Source organism: Nitrospirota bacterium, from assembly GCA_030684575.1.
Lineage (GTDB): Bacteria > Nitrospirota > Nitrospiria > Nitrospirales > Nitrospiraceae > Palsa-1315.
The window spans coordinates 83,980-101,777 of record JAUXVD010000019.1; the positions used below are offsets into that span (position 1 = coordinate 83,980).

Annotated in this window: 18 protein-coding genes; 11 read left to right on the forward strand and 7 right to left on the reverse strand. The window is 58.6% G+C overall.

The annotated features are described in order from the left end of the window. Window positions 1-70: 70 nt before the first annotated feature. The 6 genes from Q8N00_13925 to Q8N00_13950 all read left to right on the forward strand — a co-directional run bounded on the left by Q8N00_13925 (window position 71) and on the right by Q8N00_13950 (window position 7,810). The gene (locus Q8N00_13925; GenBank protein ID MDP2383889.1) at window positions 71-1,141 is read left to right on the forward strand and encodes a lytic transglycosylase domain-containing protein; all 1,071 of its coding nucleotides are present in this window, start codon (window positions 71-73) and stop codon (window positions 1,139-1,141) included. A 238-nt stretch (window positions 1,142-1,379) separates the two neighbouring features. Further along, window positions 1,380-2,711, forward strand: coding sequence for a glycerate kinase (locus Q8N00_13930; protein ID MDP2383890.1), 1,332 nt, complete (start codon window positions 1,380-1,382; stop codon window positions 2,709-2,711). 15 nt (window positions 2,712-2,726) lie between these two features. Then, on the forward strand, window positions 2,727-5,369 hold the full coding sequence (locus Q8N00_13935; protein ID MDP2383891.1) for a PEP/pyruvate-binding domain-containing protein: 2,643 nt from the start codon (window positions 2,727-2,729) through the stop codon (window positions 5,367-5,369). 134 nt (window positions 5,370-5,503) lie between these two features. Further along, on the forward strand, window positions 5,504-6,895 hold the full coding sequence (rmuC, locus tag Q8N00_13940) for a DNA recombination protein RmuC (GenBank protein MDP2383892.1): 1,392 nt from the start codon (window positions 5,504-5,506) through the stop codon (window positions 6,893-6,895). 10 nt (window positions 6,896-6,905) lie between these two features. Further along, window positions 6,906-7,307: a MazG nucleotide pyrophosphohydrolase domain-containing protein gene (locus tag Q8N00_13945; GenBank protein ID MDP2383893.1), complete on the forward strand. Its 402-nt coding sequence runs from the start codon at window positions 6,906-6,908 to the stop codon at window positions 7,305-7,307. A 59-nt stretch (window positions 7,308-7,366) separates the two neighbouring features. After that, the gene (locus Q8N00_13950; GenBank protein MDP2383894.1) at window positions 7,367-7,810 is read left to right on the forward strand and encodes a PilZ domain-containing protein; all 444 of its coding nucleotides are present in this window, start codon (window positions 7,367-7,369) and stop codon (window positions 7,808-7,810) included. Here Q8N00_13950 and panC read toward each other — a convergent pair. From panC to Q8N00_13970, 4 genes are all read right to left on the reverse strand, one after another. After that, window positions 7,800-8,672, reverse strand: a complete 873-nt coding sequence (gene panC, locus Q8N00_13955; GenBank protein MDP2383895.1) for a pantoate--beta-alanine ligase — start codon at window positions 8,670-8,672, stop codon at window positions 7,800-7,802. The genes Q8N00_13950 and panC overlap by 11 nt on opposite strands. Next, on the reverse strand, window positions 8,669-9,226 hold the full coding sequence (gene folK / locus Q8N00_13960) for a 2-amino-4-hydroxy-6-hydroxymethyldihydropteridine diphosphokinase (protein ID MDP2383896.1): 558 nt from the start codon (window positions 9,224-9,226) through the stop codon (window positions 8,669-8,671). The genes panC and folK overlap by 4 nt, the downstream gene beginning before the upstream one ends. 145 nt (window positions 9,227-9,371) lie before the next feature. Next, on the reverse strand, window positions 9,372-10,547 hold the full coding sequence (locus tag Q8N00_13965; protein MDP2383897.1) for an LL-diaminopimelate aminotransferase: 1,176 nt from the start codon (window positions 10,545-10,547) through the stop codon (window positions 9,372-9,374). A gap of 82 nt (window positions 10,548-10,629) precedes the next feature. Next, window positions 10,630-11,313 (reverse strand): type 1 glutamine amidotransferase, encoded by a 684-nt coding sequence (locus Q8N00_13970; GenBank protein MDP2383898.1) that lies wholly within the window; start codon window positions 11,311-11,313, stop codon window positions 10,630-10,632. A 154-nt stretch (window positions 11,314-11,467) separates the two neighbouring features. Between Q8N00_13970 and Q8N00_13975 the strand changes: the two genes are divergently transcribed. The 3 genes from Q8N00_13975 to Q8N00_13985 all read left to right on the forward strand — a co-directional run bounded on the left by Q8N00_13975 (window position 11,468) and on the right by Q8N00_13985 (window position 13,746). Beyond that, the gene (locus Q8N00_13975) at window positions 11,468-12,325 is read left to right on the forward strand and encodes a hypothetical protein (GenBank protein MDP2383899.1); all 858 of its coding nucleotides are present in this window, start codon (window positions 11,468-11,470) and stop codon (window positions 12,323-12,325) included. A 198-nt stretch (window positions 12,326-12,523) separates the two neighbouring features. Beyond that, on the forward strand, window positions 12,524-12,727 hold the full coding sequence (locus tag Q8N00_13980; protein ID MDP2383900.1) for a hypothetical protein: 204 nt from the start codon (window positions 12,524-12,526) through the stop codon (window positions 12,725-12,727). A gap of 200 nt (window positions 12,728-12,927) precedes the next feature. Beyond that, window positions 12,928-13,746, forward strand: coding sequence for a hypothetical protein (locus Q8N00_13985; GenBank protein ID MDP2383901.1), 819 nt, complete (start codon window positions 12,928-12,930; stop codon window positions 13,744-13,746). 74 nt (window positions 13,747-13,820) lie between these two features. On the opposite strand, the gene Q8N00_13990 is transcribed toward Q8N00_13985, so the two are convergent. After that, window positions 13,821-14,543: a methyltransferase domain-containing protein gene (locus Q8N00_13990; protein MDP2383902.1), complete on the reverse strand. Its 723-nt coding sequence runs from the start codon at window positions 14,541-14,543 to the stop codon at window positions 13,821-13,823. A 233-nt stretch (window positions 14,544-14,776) separates the two neighbouring features. Between Q8N00_13990 and Q8N00_13995 the strand changes: the two genes are divergently transcribed. Then, window positions 14,777-15,397: a hypothetical protein gene (locus tag Q8N00_13995; protein MDP2383903.1), complete on the forward strand. Its 621-nt coding sequence runs from the start codon at window positions 14,777-14,779 to the stop codon at window positions 15,395-15,397. 204 nt (window positions 15,398-15,601) lie between these two features. On the opposite strand, the gene Q8N00_14000 is transcribed toward Q8N00_13995, so the two are convergent. After that, complete coding sequence (locus tag Q8N00_14000; protein MDP2383904.1) at window positions 15,602-15,943, reverse strand: hypothetical protein; 342 nt, start codon at window positions 15,941-15,943, stop codon at window positions 15,602-15,604. Window positions 15,944-16,020: 77 nt separating this feature from the next. Between Q8N00_14000 and Q8N00_14005 the strand changes: the two genes are divergently transcribed. Beyond that, window positions 16,021-16,503 (forward strand): hypothetical protein, encoded by a 483-nt coding sequence (locus tag Q8N00_14005; protein ID MDP2383905.1) that lies wholly within the window; start codon window positions 16,021-16,023, stop codon window positions 16,501-16,503. 158 nt (window positions 16,504-16,661) lie between these two features. Here the strand turns inward: Q8N00_14005 and Q8N00_14010 are convergent, their stop codons facing one another. Beyond that, complete coding sequence (locus tag Q8N00_14010) at window positions 16,662-17,720, reverse strand: hypothetical protein (protein MDP2383906.1); 1,059 nt, start codon at window positions 17,718-17,720, stop codon at window positions 16,662-16,664. Window positions 17,721-17,798 lie beyond the last annotated feature (78 nt).

Here is a 17,798-nt window from a genome sequence, read left to right on the forward strand (position 1 = left end):
TCCCAACCCGTGCTGTTAGCATACGCACTCGACTCAGGATCGTTCACCGTATCGAGGAGGCAGGATTGGCATGAGGACGTGGCTTCAACGGGCATTGGTGTTCAGCGGATTGTGGATCGCCGTCACGCTTCCGATTCCGACAGGAGCGCAACCGCAACCGGAACATCCTGAAGTCAAAGACAGTACATCTCGATCTGGAGCGAAGGGGGAGCCAGAGCGTGACCCCGTGCTGCTCGATCTCCTCGAAAACTCAAATGAACCGGAGGGTCGCCTGGTCATCCTGCCGGAGATCAAGCGCGAAGGTGCGGAGCGTTATTTCCTCAGTTCATTCAAGTTGCCTGAGAAGCTGACCTTCGCAGGCATGCCGGTCCCGCTCGATAACTGGCAGGTGCGTGAACGCATCGAATATGAGTTCTATCAGTTCTTGGAAGATCAGGGCGAAAGCATCATCCTGGCCAAACGTACTGGACGCTGTTTCCCCCCAGCCGAAAAGCAGTTGGCGGATGCCGGCCTGCCGGACGATCTCAAGTATATGTTGCTCGTCGAGAGCAAGTGTGTGGCCGCGGCCTACTCGAAGGCAAAAGCGTCAGGGCCCTGGCAGTTCATTCCCTCCACCGGGCTGCGGTACGCGCTCAAGAGCGATGCCGTTCGCGACGATCGCCGCAATTTAGAAATGTCGACGGAAGCGGCGGTGAAGTATTTGCGCTATCTGAAAGACTTCAAGCAGAACGATTGGTTCATGGCCATGGCCTCCTACAATGCCGGTGAAGAACGGGTTCGCCGGCTCTTGAAGGAACAGAATATTACCGATTATTGGAAGATGCATGGGCCGCGGGAAACGATGCGGTACGTTCCCCGAATCATCGCCGCCAAAGAAATTTACTCGCAGCCGGAGAAGTATCTGGGTTTGAGCAAAAAAGATCTCTACATGCCGATGGAAACCGAAACGGTGACCATCAACGTGAAGGATGCTCAGCGAGCCCTCACCTCGATTGCCGAGGAGTACGGAACCTACTTCTTGGAACTCAAGATGCTGAACCCAGAATTCAAAAAGGATGTGTTGCCAAAGGGCACGTATCAGATGAAGGTCCCGCGGCAGACTTGTCCGACTCGTTGTTTCAAGCAGGACAAAAATCCCTAACGCGCAGGATGCTGAAAAAGTTCGCCAGCTTCGTTCTCGCATCGTTCAGAGCCTCAACGGGGACCCGGCCGCCTCACCACTCAGCGGCGCGCACAAACGTGGTGCTTCTTATTCGTCGCACCGTGCGCCCCAGAGGGTACGCTTCGGCTCTTCACTCGCTGCGGCCTTGCTGGACGAACATTTTGAGCATCCTGCGGACGAACATAATGTTGTGCTCTTCTAGCTTGTCGCCAGCGTGATGCAGATTCCTTCCTCTCCTATCCGGCCATTACTCAAGAAACTCATCGTCCGAGGACTGAAGGCAGTCGATGCCCGTATGGCGGTCGACCGTGCGATCACCATGAAGGGCGATCAGCTGATCGTCGGCCGACGCCGGTACGACCTGAACCGCTATGAGCGGGTCGTCGTGGTCGGAGCCGGGAAAGCCGCGGCTCCTATGGCTCGTGCGCTGGAACAGCGACTGGGCCGTTGGCTGGACAAAGGGTTTGTTGTAGTGAAGCATGGCCATGTTAGTCCAACGAAACGGATCGAGATCGCCGAAGCTGGCCACCCGGTACCAGATCGATCTGGTCTGTGGGCGTCCGCCAAGCTCTGTGCCATGGTGGGAGGACTGAGCAGGCACGATCTCTTGATCGTACTCCTATCTGGTGGTGCCTCCAGTTTATTGCCGGCGCCGGTTGCAGGAATTACGTTAGCCGACAAGCAACGGACCACGGAGAGCCTGTTGCGATGTGGCGCGACCATCCAAGAGATGAATACCGTTCGGAAGCATCTCTCGCGCATCAAGGGTGGACGGCTTGCCGCGTTGACGCAGGCTACCGTGGTGACGCTGATCCTGTCCGATGTGCTGGGGGACGATCTCAGTTCCATTGCGTCGGGGCCGACAGTTCCAGACCAGACGACCTATCAAGATGCTGTCGCAATTTTGAAGCGTTATCGGATCTGGATGGCGACTCCTCAACGAGTGCGCCAGCATCTCACGCGGGGATGTCAGGGACTCGAAATCGAAACTCCGAAGCCAGGCTCCTCCCTCTTTCGTCGAGTCCAGCATCATCTCGTCGGGAATAACGCAGCGGCCATTGCAGCGGTCGCTCGCGCAGCCAGGCAGGCAGGTCTGCGAACCCTCGTGCCGACAGCAGCCGTCACTGGCGAGGCCAGTGAGGCGGGGAGACAGTTTGGCGCTATGGGGAGAAACATGTTGTGCGAGGGAAAACCACTTCAGCGGCCTTGCTGTGTCGTGGCCGGTGGTGAAACGACCGTGACCCTGACGGGAAATGGAACAGGCGGCCGAGCACAGGAATTCGCCGCTGCCGCAGCGCTGGAGATTGCCGGTCTGGCCAAGGTATGGGTGGTCGCGATTGGCACAGATGGGACAGACGGTCCGACCGATGCAGCTGGAGCAGTTGTCGACGGTGATACCCTGGCGCTTGCGCAAGGTCTCTCGGTGGATCTCCCCCGTGCGTTGAAACGCCACAACACCTATCCTGCGTTGAAGAAGCTCAAGCAGCTCATCGTCACCGGTCCCACCGGCACGAATGTGAATGACCTTTACCTCCTCCTCCTCCTGTAGGTAGTATCCGCTCCAATGGATCGCCCGCGTTTCCTTCCCTTGGCCGCCTGCATTGAACCCGCTCTTGTCGGGGGGAAAGCTGTAGGCCTGGCTCGACTCATCGCCGGAGGATTTGCGGTTCCCTCTGGATTCTGTGTGACGACGGAGGCCTATGCTCATGCGCTTCGCGTGACGGGCTTTTCTCCAGCCATACAGTGGCAGGCCGCCCTGCATGCCTCCGGGGCCGAACGACAACGAATCCTGTCCCATTGTCACACCATCATTCAGGACTTCGACATCGGTGACCTGACGGCTCAGATCGCCGAACAGCTGCGAGGTCTTCATCTCACGTCGTCGGGGTTGTGGGCCGTCAGGTCGTCGGCAACGAACGAGGACGGCGTGCATGCTAGTTTTGCTGGAGTCTACCGCACGCGCCTTGGTATCCCACCGGGGGAGATCGGCTCTGCGGTGAAGGAGCTGTGGCTTTCGATCTGGGATGCGCGGGTGTTGAATTATCATGAGCGGTCTGGATTGAGTGGCGCACCTCCTGCGATGGCCGTCGTGGTTCAACCGATGCTCGACGCCTGTGCCGCCGGCGTCGCCTACTCCATCCATCCTCTCACAGGACGAGCGACTCAGGTGGCGATCAATGCGGTTGCGGGGCTTGCGGCAGCGCTTGTGGATGGACGTGCCACACCGGACCAGTATGTGGTCGAGATGGCAGATACAGGTCAACCCTTGCAGATTCATGAAAGAACGATCACTCGACAGAGTCAGGCCTTGCGGGTGACCGAACAAGGCCTTCTCGACGTGCCGCTGTCGAAGGCTGATGCAGACAGCGGCACATTGTCGGACGACCAAATATTCGAATTGGCCAGCAGGGCCAAACAGATTGAACAATCATTCGGCTATCCGGTGGATCTCGAATGGCTTTTCGATGATCAGGGGCTTTGGCTACTCCAAGCACGTCCCATCTCGGGGCCGATCCGCCCCTCGCAGCTGACCAACGATGACTGCGAATGGTCCCGCGCCAACTTTAAGGAAACCCTGCCGGAGCTGCCGAGCCCGCTCGGCCTGTCGTTTCTCGAACTCTTCATGGAACGGTACATCATTGCCCACTACCGGCGTCTGGGCTGCCTGATACCCGAAGGGATTTCATCGGTCCGCACGTTCCAGGGACGGCCCTACATCAATATGACGCTGTTCCATTCCTTCGTGGTGCAACTGCGAGGAGATCCCTCCTTGTTGGCGGAGCAGATGGGAGGCGAAAGCCTTGCGAGGGTGCCGGAGGCTTGTCCGCTGGGGTGGCCGGCGTTTGTCCGTGCCGGCCTGGTGATGATGGGGGAGATGCGAAAGGCTGAGCGCTATGGGCCAGCCTGGTTCGCCGATATGAAAGCGATGGCAGCAGAGCACCATACCGATCGGCTTCGTTCCCTCTCAGGCGAAGAGATCGCCCGGCGCCTCGATGCTATTGGGCAATGGCTGGATGAACATGAACTGACGTTCGGCATTGCGGGAGGAGTGTCGCAATGTCTGCAGGCGTTAGGCGTCGTGCTGCCTCGCTGGCTGGGCAAAGACTGGAGAGCCTTGCTGAACGGGGCATTGCAGGGTCAGTCGGCGGTGATTAGCGCGCAACAGATTGTTCGTTTGGCGGAAATGGCGGAGACCATTCGGCGCGATTCTGCAATGCGATCCTTGTTCACCGCAGAGGAATGGGACCCGGTTGACGTTCATCGTCGGCTTCAGGGGACCGACGTGCTTCGTGCCTTCGACCGGTATCTCGAAGATTATGGGCATCGAGGAGTCGGCGAGTCGGACGTTATGTCGCCGCGGTTTGCAGACCGGCCTGAATTGTTGCTGGCGATATTGCGCACACAATTACTGGCTCAAACCGCGGTGACCCCGTCCGACATTCTTCAGCGACAAGCAGAGGTGCGAATACGAGCGCTGGGTGAGATTCGTGCCAGGTCCGGGTGGCGTCTCCATCGGTGGGCGATCTTTTCCTGGTGGTATCGTCGGCTCTGCCGGTTCTTTGCCCTGCGCGAGGCGAACCGGCACCATCTGATGTATTACTCGGCTGCGGTACGGAGTCTCTTGCTGCGGCTTGGCGAATGTGTAGTTGAGCAGGGGCTGCTCTCGTCACGTGAAGACCTGTTCTATCTTACCGTCGACGATCGAGCAGACCTGTTAGCCGGCGGTTCGCGCGATTGGCAAGGGCTGATTGAAACTCGACGGGCGGAGCGCGAACGATTCACGAACGCGAGCGTGCCGGACACGATCAGGGATTGGCGCGCAGCGCTCAGCGGCTCGGATAGGGTTTTGGCCGTGGCATCGAAGGGGGCCCTTCATGGTACTCCCATCAGTGGAGGAGCGGTTGTGGGACCGGTTCGCCTTGTCCGATCGATGGAGGACTGGAGCCGAGTCGGGCGAGGTGATATTCTTGTGGTGTCGGTGATCGATCCAGGCCTGGCACCCTTGTTCGGCATCGCAGCTGGGCTGATTGCCGAAATGGGCGGGACCTTATCGCATGGGGCCATCATTGCCCGGGAATACGGATTGCCGGCGGTTGCGAATGTGCCGGGCCTTCTCGCCAGATTGAAAGACGGCGATGTTGTTAGTCTGGATGCGGAGCGGGGTGAAGTTGTTATTCAGGAGCGAGGGCATAAGGCGACGCCGTAGGGCCGAACATCCCTGGTAGTGCGACCTTGACACGTTGAGCAGTGTTTACGTACCCTTCAGAAAATTCATCCTCTCAGCAACATTCAACAGCTTGGTTCAATATGGGTCGGCGGCAATGATATTGATGGTCACCCATGATTGATGGCACAGCGGTTGGCCTGGGAATGTTCGTTGGCGCGATCCTCGGTGCGTTGATCGCCGGGTTCTGGATTGCGTCCCGCGTCCGTGCGAGCCTGCAGGCACAGTTGCTGGCCATCGGTGAACGGGCACAGCGGGCCGAAGCCTTGGCGGACGAATTGCGCCGACAGGCAGAACAAGATCGTCTTGATCTTGATCGTATCAGGCAGGATCTTTCCGAGGCCTCTCGCGCCCGTGCGGTGGCGGAGACCAGAGCGGCCGAGGCGGCGCTCCACCTCAACGAACAAAAGACTCTGCTGGGCCAGGCCCGACAGGAGCTGGCCGAGACGTTCCAAGCCCTCTCCGGCGAAGCCCTCAAACAGAATAACGAAGCCTTTCTCAATCTTGCTCGCAGTTCGTTCGAAACATTGCAAGCTGAGGCCAAGGGCGATCTCGCTCAACGGCAACAGGCGATCGATAGCCTGGTCCAGCCGCTGCAAGATTCGTTGCACCGCTACGACGACCAGCTCCGGCAGCTGGAGCAATCCAGGCAAGCGGCCTATGGAGGCCTCGATCAACATCTCAAGCTCCTGGCAGAATCGCAGCAGAAGTTGCAATCGGAGACCGGCAACCTCGTAAAAGCGCTTCGCGCCCCGGCCGTCCGCGGCCAATGGGGGGAGATCACGCTCAAGCGTGTGGCCGAGTTATCCGGCATGGTTGCGCATTGCGACTTCTTCGAGCAGGAATCGATTACGGTCGACGGCAGTCGGCTCCGTCCCGACATGGTGGTGCAATTGCCGGGTGGCCGGCAGATCATCGTGGATGCCAAGACGGTGTTGGCAGGTTATCTGGACGCGCATGAAGCGCCGACCGAGGAGCTGCGCCTGGAGGGCATGCGCCGTCATGCCGCCCAAGTGCGGTCGCGGATGGACGAGTTGAGCGTGAAAGCCTATTGGAATCAATTCGCGCAGGCGCCTGAATTTGTCGTGTTATTTCTTCCAGGCGAACAATTTCTCGGCGCTGCGCTCGAACATGATCCACGGTTGATTGAAGACGGGTTTCTCCGAAGCGTCGTGCTGGCGACTCCCACGACGCTCATGGCGCTGTTGCGGGCGGTCGCCTACGGCTGGCGGCAGGAACGTATGACCGAACATGCCGAGGAGGCCGGACGGTTGGGGAAGGATCTCTACGAGCGGATGGCCGTGCTGACCGAGCACTTGAACGATGTCGGGCAGGCCCTCGGGAAGAGCGTCCTGGCCTACAATAAGGCGGTCGGGTCGCTGGAAACGAGGATCTTGCCGGCCGCTCGCCGGTTCAAGGAGCTTGGCGTGTCGTCGGAGAAAGAGATCCCGTTGTTGGACCCCGTGGAACTGGTTTCACGCAAGGCGTTACCCTTTGAGCATGAATGAGGAGTGCCTGATGGCAGACGAACAGGGGATGGTCGAAGCCTTTCACCGGAATTTCGATATCGTCGTCAGTCCGGTTCCGACGATTGTCGATGGGCGGACGCGCGAACTACGTGTCCGGCTCATTCAAGAAGAATTCGACGAGTTGAAAGAGGCGCTCGCCTCTGACGACCTGTCGTCCATTGCGAAGGAGATGGCCGATCTCCTCTATGTCGTCTACGGCACGGCGGTGTCGTACGGCATCGAGATGCAACCGGTCTTTCAAGAAGTGCACCGATCCAACATGAGCAAGGTCGGCGGGTATAAGCGTGAAGATGGGAAATGGGTCAAGCCGGCGACGTACTCGCCCGCCTCCATCGAACCCATTCTCGCCGAGCAAATGACGGCGCGCCAGGAGGCTCGTTCCGCCTCATGAGAGAGCTGCATTGTCCTATTTGCGGGGCCTCATTCGTCCGCGTGACCTACCGGGAGGGCATGCGCGAACGTCTCTTGGGCCGCGTGAATGTATTTCCGTTTCGATGTCAGCTCTGCACCAAGCGTTTTCGCGCCTACTATGCCGGTGCACGGTACAACACCCAGTCGTTCGATCGTCGGCAGTACGCGCGTCTTCCGGCCTCCATCGAGGTGCAAGTGCTCGACAGCCATCAGTCGATGACCAACCGCATTACCGACATTTCGATGGATGGGTGTACTTTGCAGACGACGGGATTTCAGAAAGGAGCCTTCATCGAATTGCTGTTGAAGCCTACGGTGGAGGACGACGCGATCTATATTGAGACGGCGATGGTCTGTTCCGTTCACCCCTCCTCGACGGGCATTCGGTTCCTGGAGGTCCCATCGGACCAGCACCAACGTCTGGGCAAGGTGGTGCTCGGACTCTTAGTCGGTCAAGGTCTCGATCCGAGGCTCAATGCCTAGCAAGATTCTTTTTCCCCGGCAGGTGTATCAGGAGATTGTCGATCAAGCGGATCGTTCCGATCCGGATGGCACCCAAGATCACGGCACGATGGGTGAATCTAGTTAGAGGCTCCAGGCTGTCGGGATCGCAGACGGCCAGGTATTCGACGTGAATGCCCGATGCCTGTTCGATCGTCTTCCGCATGCTCCGTTCAATCGCCGTCCTATTCTTCATGCCCCCTTCGATAGCCTGTTTGCCTGCTCGAAGTGCCCGAAAGAGCGATGTCGCGATCATCCGTTCTTCGGCATTGAGATAGATGTTGCGTGAACTCATGGCCAGCCCATCCGCTTCTCTGACCGTCTGGCGTACCTCGATCGCCACACCGAGATTGAGGTCCTTCACCAGTTGCCGAACCAGCGCAGCCTGCTGATAGTCCTTTTGGCCGAACAGGGCGAGATGGGGGAGGACCATTCCGAAGAGTTTCGTCACTACCGTAGCGACACCGGGAAAGTGATGGGGTCTGGCCTCCCCTTCCCATCGATGCGCAATCTCCGGCACGGTTACGATCGTTTGAAAACCCTCGGGATACATCACCTCGGCTGTTGGCTCGAAGCAGACGTCCACCCCTTCTTCGCGGCACAGTGCCCGATCCTTGGCGATCGGGCGAGGATAACGCGTGAGGTCTTCGCGCGGGCCAAACTGCGTCGGGTTCACAAAAATACTCACCACGAGTGCATCGCAACGGAGTCGTGCCGCCCGGATGAGCGCACGGTGGCCGTCATGCAACGCGCCCATCGTGGGAACGAATCCGATGATGATGCCGTCCCGGCGCAATCGTTCGCTCCACGATGTCATGGAGCGGATGGTGCGAATAATCTTCATGGGCCTGGGGGTTGGCTGCACGCAGGGCGTGAACCATAACGGGTCGAGGGCTGGGGAAACAGGAGGCGGACTTCCGGCTGCTTCTCCGCCTCGGCGAGCAATTGGCTAATCGTACGTTGGCGCACCGGATGGATGAACAGCGGATCGAGTTCGCTTAAGGGCATAAGGACGAACCGGCGATGGTGCATGCGTGGATGTGGCACCACGAGACCCGGCTCATCGATCGTCAGCTGTCCGTAGAACAGGATGTCCAGATCGATCGTTCTGGGGCCGGATCGAAGATCCTCGTCCCGACCCAGCGCACGCTCGATCTCCCGGAGGATGCCGAGCAGGCTTTTCGGTGCGATATCCGTTTCAATCTGGACCACGCCGTTTAAGAACCATCCGTCCCCCGGCTGGGCATGATCCTGCACTGGCTCTGTCTCGTAGAGCATCGATACCCCGAGGAGCTGTGAGTGCGGTAAGAGGCTCAGCAGGGTCACGGCACGATCGCAGAAATCGAGCCGATCGCCGACATTCGAGCCAAACCCGATGAACACCGTCTCGCGTCCCATCTTTTCTTACTCTCTACGGCAGGATGATCGTGGCGCACCGTGAGACGAGGTGCCGGGGCGAGGGGCGACTGCACGCGTCGAACGAGCACCGCTTCATCGTGCGCGTTCCGCGAGCAAGCCGTCGCCTCGGCATCTCGTCCCTAGCCTAGAATCCTACTTTTCTAATCCGCTCCACCGCTTCCGCTAATCGTTCTTTCGTCGTGCAGACGGTCATCCTGATATACCCTTCGCCCGGCGCGCCGAAGCCGTTGCCCGGTGTCGTGACGATGCCGGCCTTTTCCAGCAAATGAGCCGTAAAGGAGGCGGAAGTGTAGCCCTTCGGCACCGTGACCCAGATATAAAACGCGGCCGGTGGTGGATCGACTTCGAGGCCCAGACTCTTCAGTCCAGGCACCAAAGTATCGCGCCGCTCCTGATAGATCTTCCGTAGGCCGTCCGTGACGGAATCATCCAATCCCAACGCCGTGATCCCTGCGGCTTGCACCGCCTCGAATACGCCGGAGTCCAGCTGGCTCTTGACCTTGCCGAGGCCCGCTAAGACGTCTTTATTGCCGACGACGAAGCCGATGCGCCAGCCCGTCATATTGTAGGTCTTCGAGAGCGAGTGGAACTCCACGCCGACATCCTTGGCTCCATCGATTTCCATGAAGCTGACAGGAGGTTTGCCGTCGTAATAAATTTCCGAGTAGGCCGCATCGTGGCAGACGATCACCTGGTTCTCTTGCGCAAACTCGATCACGCGTTTGAAGTAGTCCTTGGTCATGATGACCGACGTGGGATTGTTCGGCGAATTCAGCCACATCAGCTTGGCCTTTTTCGCCACGTCCTTGGGGATCGCGTTCAAGTCAGGCAGGAAACCGTTGGCCTTCGTCAGTGGCATGAGGTGCGAGATGCCGCCGCAAAAGCTGGTACCGACCGGATAGACCGGATAGCCGGGGCTCGGGACCAGGACGATATCGCCCGGATCGACAAATGCCAAGTGAATATGTCCGATCCCTTCCTTCGAGCCGATCAGGGTCAGCACTTCGTCGGCAGGGTTCAGCGTCACGTTGAACCGGCGCTTATACCAGTCGGCCACGGCTGTCCGGAACGACAGCATCCCTTCGTAGGAGGGATATTGATGGTGCTTGGGGTTCTTGGCCGCCAGGGCGAGGCTTTCGATAATCGGAGCCGGTGTCGGCAAGTCAGGATCGCCGATGCCGAGGTTGATGATATCGACGCCCTTGGCAATCGCCGCCTGTTTCATCTTGTCGATAGCGGCGAACAGATAGGGAGGCAGTGTTTTAATTCTGGTTGCGACTTCAATTGGGAATCCGGCCATGGTGCAGAATGCTCCTTTTCTAGAATGAAGCCCGTTGAGGGCGCGGCGGAGCCCCTAGGCTACTTCAGGGACGAGGCGGTAATCAACGTGTGGAATGGATGAGATGATCGATCAAACGATCGGCGATTTGGTGCGACAGCCACATGTGGGGGAGAAACCCCATCAAGGCCTTCGTCGCGGTTAATTGTGCCTGCGCAAGATCCGGGGCACAGTGCTGACAGAGCGCGTCGATCCCGTCCGTCTCTATCTCTAGATGAAACAGCAATCCGTAGGCATGGGGCCCATAGCGGAAGGCTTGCAACGGCGCCATCTCCGAACCGGCCAGCGCCACACAATCTGGCGGCAAGTCGAAGATCTCCCCGTGCCATTCGAAGACCGAGAGGGATTCGGGAAACATGCCGAGCACCGGGTCCTGTTTCCCCTCTTCGGTGAGCTGGATCCGCGTTTTGCCGATTTCGAGCGCCTTACCGGGTCGTACCGTTGCGCCCAGTGCTTTCGCCATGAACTGACTGCCGAGGCACACGCCGATGACAGGTATGCCGGCGAGCAGGGCGGAGCGAATAAATGCGGTCTCCTCGGCGATCCATGGATCGGGATCGTTCACTGACATTGGCCCACCCATAATGATCAAGAGGTCGCCAGGGTTCGTGGGGAGGCCATCATGTGGTACAAGGCAATCGTCGAGCGAGTAGCCGTGGTTGGCCAACGAGGTTGCGAAGGCCCCTGGACCTTCAAACGGCACATGTTTCAGGCAGACCGCGCGCATGGGCACCTTTCAGGCATCGGCTAGACGTTCAACGCCCTGAGCATTATCCTGATTGGAGAGTTGGTTCAAGCGAAATGATTCCTGGGCCTGTCGATGTTTGTCGCCACTTGTTTATCCCACTTCATCCTTCCGGCCATGTGACCGACAAGGAGATATGGAGAATGTTATCGAGACGGCTATTCCTGAGTCTGCCGGCATGTTTCCGGCTTTCGGCACAGGCGCCCCCTCTTGTTATACATTTCGCCAACGGCTGCGCTCAGGGTACCACGCGTTCTGGTATCGGCTCGGGGAGGGCCTTCGCTGGTCACGCGGGATCTATCGAGAGCGGCCGGCCGCCCAATTGTCTGCGCTTGCCGATGGCCAACAAGCGAGAATTGCCGTTCTGAGACGCAAATTTACCGTGCGATTCGAACGATACTGTGAGGAGCAGACCGCTCTGAAGAGTTACGAGTACCTCGATATCTTGAATCAAGCCTGGACGGCATGGGGACAGCCTCGTCCCGCAGCGGTTGTCGTGCATGACGTGGGCTCAAGCAATTTCTGGTACGCGCGTGTCCTCCAGTCGTTCTTCCATCCTTCCTCGCTGACCGGCGTGGAAGTGGAGGGCTATCGCATCTATGCCAACGGGTATAGCCGTTGGGACTATGCACAGGGCTATGTCCAGGGGCTCCCGCAGACCAGTTTTGTCGTCTCAAGTTATGCGCAGTACGATCAGCAGGCCGATGTGGTGACGGCCTGGTATCCGTTCGTCACACCGGCGCCGGTCTTGGCCTGGCGGCTTCCACTTACCCTGTTGACGCCGCATGCTATTTTTTCTCGAATCGCGTCGAATCTGACCGCCACCGGCTTGTTTGTCATGGTGAATCAAGGGGCAGAAGAAGCCGCTATCGCGGCGACTCTCTGTCGAGCTGCGGGTCTGGATCAGCGCTGGTCCTATGAAGTACCCACCACGATTCGGTCTCGACCGCAGCGTCCCGTCGTATCCTGGTGGAGTCCGATCAGCAAGCGCTAGCCGTTTCTCCTTCCGTTTTGCTACAACTACCCCCGATACTCCCGACGCATTCGACTCTCAATGTGATGTGTTGAGTCTCTGTCCCCTGCCTGGCATAACCAGTATGGCCCAAACGTTGACGAAGGTTGGGATAGACGCCCGCGCTCCCAAGAATTATACTGGGCACACGATGGTCTCTTTGCAGGGCTCGTAAGGAATATGGCAATTCAGATCGACGAACAGCAACAGACGCAGCTGGAGCTGGAGGGTTTGCGGCGAACGTTGCAATGGACAGCGATCCAGCAAGAACAACTGTTGAATCGGTTAGACCTGCTCCGGCTGGAGAATGCCCGCCTGCAGGATCGTGTGGAAGAGTTGGTGCGTCAGGTTGAAGGGCTCAAGCAGCAACAGCCCCTCTTCTAGCCTGACAGGCTGCTGAAAATGCCCGCTAGCTTCGTTCTCGGTTCGCAAACATCCTCAACGTACCCCAAGGGTACGCCTCCGGTCTTTGCTCTCCTTGCGGCCTCGCTATCGGAACATTTTGAGCAGCCTGCAAACCTTGGTGCATCTTGGTTGATTGGATTTCCTGAGCATCCTTCGAGAGTTTCGCAAGCCATAATCCTATGAAATATCAAGTGGTGAATATCGAGGATGTGCGATGGCTCATTGGCCACACCGGCGGGTTTCGCGGCGGCTATGTGACGGACGTGCAGGTATCGAAGCGGCGGTTGCTGGATGAAGCTTCGGGCCGCGAAGTGTTGGCTGGGACCACCGTCACGGTCGTGATTCGTTATCGTATTCGCCAGATGGCTCGCGTGGCGAAAATGACGATGACCGGCGTGACGGACTTCTCCATGTTTGAGCAGGAAGGGGCCGATTGCTCGACGCTCGGGATTATCCAGGCGGAGCTGACCGACGGAAAATTGCGTTTCTGGTTCGATCCGCAGGGCGAACTCTATGTGGTGTGCGACGAAGCGCAGTTGGAGGAAGTGGCGGCGCCAAGCCTTGAGCCCTTGTCGTTGGAACAGGTGGCGCAATGGACCTTTCAAAGCGAGATGCCGGACTGGCCGACGGTGACGTGGCTCTTGGCGGAGCTGGCGGTGGCCGGTATGCCCTGTACCTGGCAGGCCACCACGCCGTCAGCAGGGCGGCATTCGTCCATTCAGTGGGAAGGAGATCTGTTGCCGGTCTCGATGCAGGAGGCAGGGGATACCACAGGGGTCCATTGCATGCTGTATGGACCGCTCGATGGACCAGGATTCGGCCTGGTGTTGCGGGTTCGCGGGGTACAGGGTCGCGATACCGGCCAGGTGCTTTCGCTCCTGGCTGATGTGATCGTGCAACGATTTTCAGGCCAGTGCCTGGTGGGTAATACGATTATTCCCGGCGGGGAATGGCAGAACTGGAAGTCGTTCGAGCAGCAGCGAGTGGCTGAAACGTAGTGTGCGGCGGCCGGGTCCCCGTTGAGGGTCTGAACGAAGCGAGAACGACGCTGACGGAATTTTTCAACAGCCTGCTAGGCCAGTGCTTCTCCATTGGTACGATGACTCCCGTTAAGCGGGGCATAGGCAGGGGCGCTGCTTCCGTTTTTTGCGCCGTTGAGGTGCGTCTTTCCGTTCACGTGTTTCCCGTTCACACATTCCACTAAGACCCAGAACCGCAAGGGATTCACATTCTGCTTCCGGGCCACCTGTAGCGACGTGCCATCCAGCACCGTCTGAAGCGACAGGTCTGTCCGCCACCCTAAGTGTTTCGTGAAAGGGGAGATGACTTTCTCCATGGCGGCGATGATCTTATTGTCGTTGCTGAAGTGATTCAGCATGATGATGCGACCGCCGGGCCGGCAGACGCGGATCATTTCGTTGACCACCTTGCGGTAGTCGGGGACCGCCGTGACGACATAGGCCGCGACGACGGTGTCGAAACTGTCGTCTTTGAAGTCCATGGCACCGGCATCCATTCGATGGAGCAGCACATGGTCCATCCGGTGCTCTGCCGCCCGCTGTTTTGCTTTATCCAACATGCCTTCCGAGAAATCGATCCCGACGATCTGACAATGGCGAGGGTACATCGGCAGGGCCAACCCGGTGCCGACTCCGACTTCAAGAATTTTTTCATCAGGCTGAACGTCTAAATTTCTGATCGCGGACTCACGCCCCTCGTGGAACACTTTGCCGAAAATCCGATCATAGATTCCGGCGTAGGACGTGTAGACGCGCTCAACTTTCGCTAAATCCATGTCACCTCCGACTCCACAACTTGTGCGATTGGCGTTCCCCGACGAAGCAGGGATTACCCGGATGGTCGCAGCTTCAATGGGGAAATGTATGCGGCAGAGCATCTGAATAGGAGCGAGGAGCCCCACCCGAACAACAAACGGGGCTACTGTAGCCAACTCGCTGCGGTGAGTCAACAGGGTCTCCTGGCTCCGTCACTTGATTCGATCGTCGCCCCTATGGGATAGGTACGAGCATGATCCTCGCAGGTTTTTTCGCCGTGGTGTTGTGCCTCGGCCTGATTCTCGGTGACTGGCTCTACTTCGTGCGTCTCACGCCGGATGCCAGCCGGTATGGTTGCGGGGTGGCCAGAACGCAGGATCGATTTACGCACATCACGATGTCGCAACTGGCTGATCGGTTCGATGCCGAAGGGCTGTTGGTCTTGCCGCATGGCACTGCGCGGTGGTTCCCGCACCTGAACCAGATCGTGATTCGTCAGAAGTATCGGCTCTTTGCCATCGGCTTTCGAACATTGTGGCCGTTAAAGGGCCTGATCTCGCTCTCTCCAGACGGCGATATCCTGTCGGTGGTCTGCCGTAAACTCACGCCCTGGTCCTCTGCGCTGTTGACCGGCACGTGGTTTGTGCTGGTGCTGGTGGGTACGGTCGGGGCCTTGATCGGTTTGTTCCTTGAAGGCGAACTCGCCGTACTTGGTGGGGTAGTGCTGGCACTTGGGATCGTCGGACTGGGACTGGTGTTTCTCCTGTCCGGAGCATTGACCATTATTTTCGCCTATCGGCTGGAGAACGCCAGGCTGACGACTGTGTATCACGAACTCAGGGAAGCACTTGAAGGCACGAGGCTGCCTTCTTGAATTGGCAGGCTGTAGAAAAGCTTCTTTGGTGTGCAACCATTCCGATGGTCCCACAGTGAGGCCGGAGGGTGTCCACCTACAGGATGCTCAAAAAGTTCGTCCAGCAAGGCCGCAGCCGACGAATGCACCGGAGGCGTAGCCCCTGGCTACGTTGAGGATGCGTTCGAGGCGAGAACGATGCTGGCGAACTTTTTCAGCTTCCTGCTAAGAGTAGAGGCTCAGGAACTGATCATACTCAGCTGGTAGATTCAGGCTGGATCGGTTGCGGGCGAGGCCACCGATGATGCCTCGGTGCTTTTTGCTGAGCCCGGAGGCTTCGAATGCCTGGCGAAAGTGCTGCCAGCGAGCGGCAGCGTCAGTGGCGAGGCGGTCTCGTTCATTCGGGGGCAACGCATGGACCGAAGTCGTGAGGGAGCGAATGGCCTTCTCGACGCTCTCGTAGGGCGGTGCCAGTTTGAGCTGGGCATAGAACGTTTCGAGGTGATGACGAAACTCCTCACGGAGCGTCAGGGTATAATCGGCTGGGGTTGTGAGCGGGTCAGTCATAGTGGTGAAGGGGATGATACGGGAAGGACCGCAGCCGTGACAACAGCTCATCCATCTTTATTTATCAGGAGGATCCCATGAAGCACATTCAGCAGTATGTCCTCGGGCTCGTGGCCGTGGTTGCGTTGGCGGGCTGTTCGTCCCACCATCATCATGGGATGATAAGTGAGGGGAAGGGCGATGCCTATTGGCAGAAGGGCCAGCAGGACATGGCGTCGTTGATCGATCGTACGGTCAAGGATCAAGGGAAAGCTGCGCAGGTCAAAGCGGTCGTGAACGACATCGTCGCGGAATTGAAGGCGAGCCGCGAGGTCGCTCGTGCGGGGCATCGTAAGCTGTATGAGTTGAGCGCGAACTACGCGGCGACTCCTGAGGAGTTCACCAAGGTCCTGGATGATTCGAATAATCAGCGCATGCAGTCTGCCGCGAAGATTCTTGCGCTCCGTTTCAAGATGAAGGACCTCATGACGGCGGAAGAATGGAAGGCCCTGTCGGACCAGATGTTGTCCTACAGCAGTCGCTACCGGCACAGCGACTCATCATCCAAGACCGGCTATTAGTGGGCTGCTGAAAAGGGGGTGGGGCAGCTGGGCCGATCCCCGTGCTCGCGCAACGCGCGGCCTCAGAAGGCCCTCGTTGGACGCGCGCAATAGGGATCATCTCAGCCGCCCCTTGGTAGGTGATGGTTTGCCGGGGCCTTGATGGATCGCGATTGGAACTATTGAGGTTCACTTCGGGCTGGCTTGGCCGTAAGGGGTAGGGGCGTCCAGGTCACGCCGGCGTCGGTCGAGCGGTAGAGGCCACTGCCATTCGTGCCGACAAACAGCATGCGTGAGTCGCGCGGGCTCATGCCGAGGGTGCGAATGTTGAGCGAGCCCAGTCCGCTGTTGATCGCCGTCCATGTCTGTCCGCTGTCGGGGCTCTTCCAGACGCCGCTCGGCCCTCCGATATAGAGGGTTTTCGGCTCGACCGGGTCGATCAAGATACTGCTCACGAACAGATCGGGGAGCGTTTGCCCGATCCGTTCCCATTGGTCTCCGCGCGTGGCGGAACGGAAAAGGCCTTTCGTCGTTCCGGCATAGATGATGTCCGGGTTCACGACGTCGAACGTCAGCGCATTTACCCCCAGCGCCATGCCTCCCATCAGTTCCTGTTCTGGAATCAGCCCGTTGTTGACCTTCTTCCATCCCATCGCTGCGTTGTCGGATCGGTAGACCCCTCCCGTCGTTCCGGCAAAGAGGATGCGTGGATCGTGGGGATGAATGGCGATGGAGACCACGATGTGGACCTCCTTCATCCCGGCCATGCGTTCTTCCCATTCACGTCCGCCGTCTTTCGTGTAAAAGACGCCGACGGTCGTAGCGGTGTAGATCTGGTCGTGGTCGGTCGGGTGAAAGACGAATTCATTGATGAAGGAGACGTGTTCTTTGAGCCCGACGTTGTGGGGGAGCCAATGTTGCCCGCCATCGGGACTCTTGTAGACGGCGTCGGCCATCGTGCCGGCATAGATGGTAGCGGGGAACTGCGGATCGATGGCAAGCGTCGTCACGCGCCTGGCGCTAAAACTCGGGAACCGTTCCCACAACTGGCCCCCGTCCCGCGACTTATAGACCGCATCGTTCGTGGCGACGTAGAGGATGTTCGCGTTGGTCGGATGGAGGGCGATGGAGACGATCGCCTCACTGTCTTTCTGGCAGCCGAGAGAGAAGATGAGGAGGGCGAGCGCGGCGAATGTGGTGACAATACGAATCAGCATGACAGTCGTGGACCTAATCATAGGCGTCGCCGTTGAGTCAAGGAGCGGGGGAGACGGGCGGTCTGGTCGTCCTCCTGCTCGCGGAACGCGCACGATAAG

What these genes read in the sequence shown, in the direction of transcription:
- Q8N00_13925 (MDP2383889.1), top strand. Translation starts at nt 71, where the DNA reads ATGAGGACGTGGCTTCAACGGGCATTGGTGTTCAGCGGATTGTGGATC.
- Q8N00_13930 (MDP2383890.1), top strand. Translation starts at nt 1,380, where the DNA reads ATGCAGATTCCTTCCTCTCCTATCCGGCCATTACTCAAGAAACTCATC.
- Q8N00_13935 (MDP2383891.1), top strand. Translation starts at nt 2,727, where the DNA reads ATGGATCGCCCGCGTTTCCTTCCCTTGGCCGCCTGCATTGAACCCGCT.
- rmuC (MDP2383892.1), top strand. Translation starts at nt 5,504, where the DNA reads ATGATTGATGGCACAGCGGTTGGCCTGGGAATGTTCGTTGGCGCGATC.
- Q8N00_13945 (MDP2383893.1), top strand. Translation starts at nt 6,906, where the DNA reads ATGGCAGACGAACAGGGGATGGTCGAAGCCTTTCACCGGAATTTCGAT.
- Q8N00_13950 (MDP2383894.1), top strand. Translation starts at nt 7,367, where the DNA reads ATGCGCGAACGTCTCTTGGGCCGCGTGAATGTATTTCCGTTTCGATGT.
- panC (MDP2383895.1), bottom strand. Translation starts at nt 8,672, where the DNA reads ATGAAGATTATTCGCACCATCCGCTCCATGACATCGTGGAGCGAACGA.
- folK (MDP2383896.1), bottom strand. Translation starts at nt 9,226, where the DNA reads ATGGGACGCGAGACGGTGTTCATCGGGTTTGGCTCGAATGTCGGCGAT.
- Q8N00_13965 (MDP2383897.1), bottom strand. Translation starts at nt 10,547, where the DNA reads ATGGCCGGATTCCCAATTGAAGTCGCAACCAGAATTAAAACACTGCCT.
- Q8N00_13970 (MDP2383898.1), bottom strand. Translation starts at nt 11,313, where the DNA reads ATGCGCGCGGTCTGCCTGAAACATGTGCCGTTTGAAGGTCCAGGGGCC.
- Q8N00_13975 (MDP2383899.1), top strand. Translation starts at nt 11,468, where the DNA reads ATGGAGAATGTTATCGAGACGGCTATTCCTGAGTCTGCCGGCATGTTT.
- Q8N00_13980 (MDP2383900.1), top strand. Translation starts at nt 12,524, where the DNA reads ATGGCAATTCAGATCGACGAACAGCAACAGACGCAGCTGGAGCTGGAG.
- Q8N00_13985 (MDP2383901.1), top strand. Translation starts at nt 12,928, where the DNA reads ATGAAATATCAAGTGGTGAATATCGAGGATGTGCGATGGCTCATTGGC.
- Q8N00_13990 (MDP2383902.1), bottom strand. Translation starts at nt 14,543, where the DNA reads ATGGATTTAGCGAAAGTTGAGCGCGTCTACACGTCCTACGCCGGAATC.
- Q8N00_13995 (MDP2383903.1), top strand. Translation starts at nt 14,777, where the DNA reads ATGATCCTCGCAGGTTTTTTCGCCGTGGTGTTGTGCCTCGGCCTGATT.
- Q8N00_14000 (MDP2383904.1), bottom strand. Translation starts at nt 15,943, where the DNA reads ATGACTGACCCGCTCACAACCCCAGCCGATTATACCCTGACGCTCCGT.
- Q8N00_14005 (MDP2383905.1), top strand. Translation starts at nt 16,021, where the DNA reads ATGAAGCACATTCAGCAGTATGTCCTCGGGCTCGTGGCCGTGGTTGCG.
- Q8N00_14010 (MDP2383906.1), bottom strand. Translation starts at nt 17,720, where the DNA reads ATGATTAGGTCCACGACTGTCATGCTGATTCGTATTGTCACCACATTC.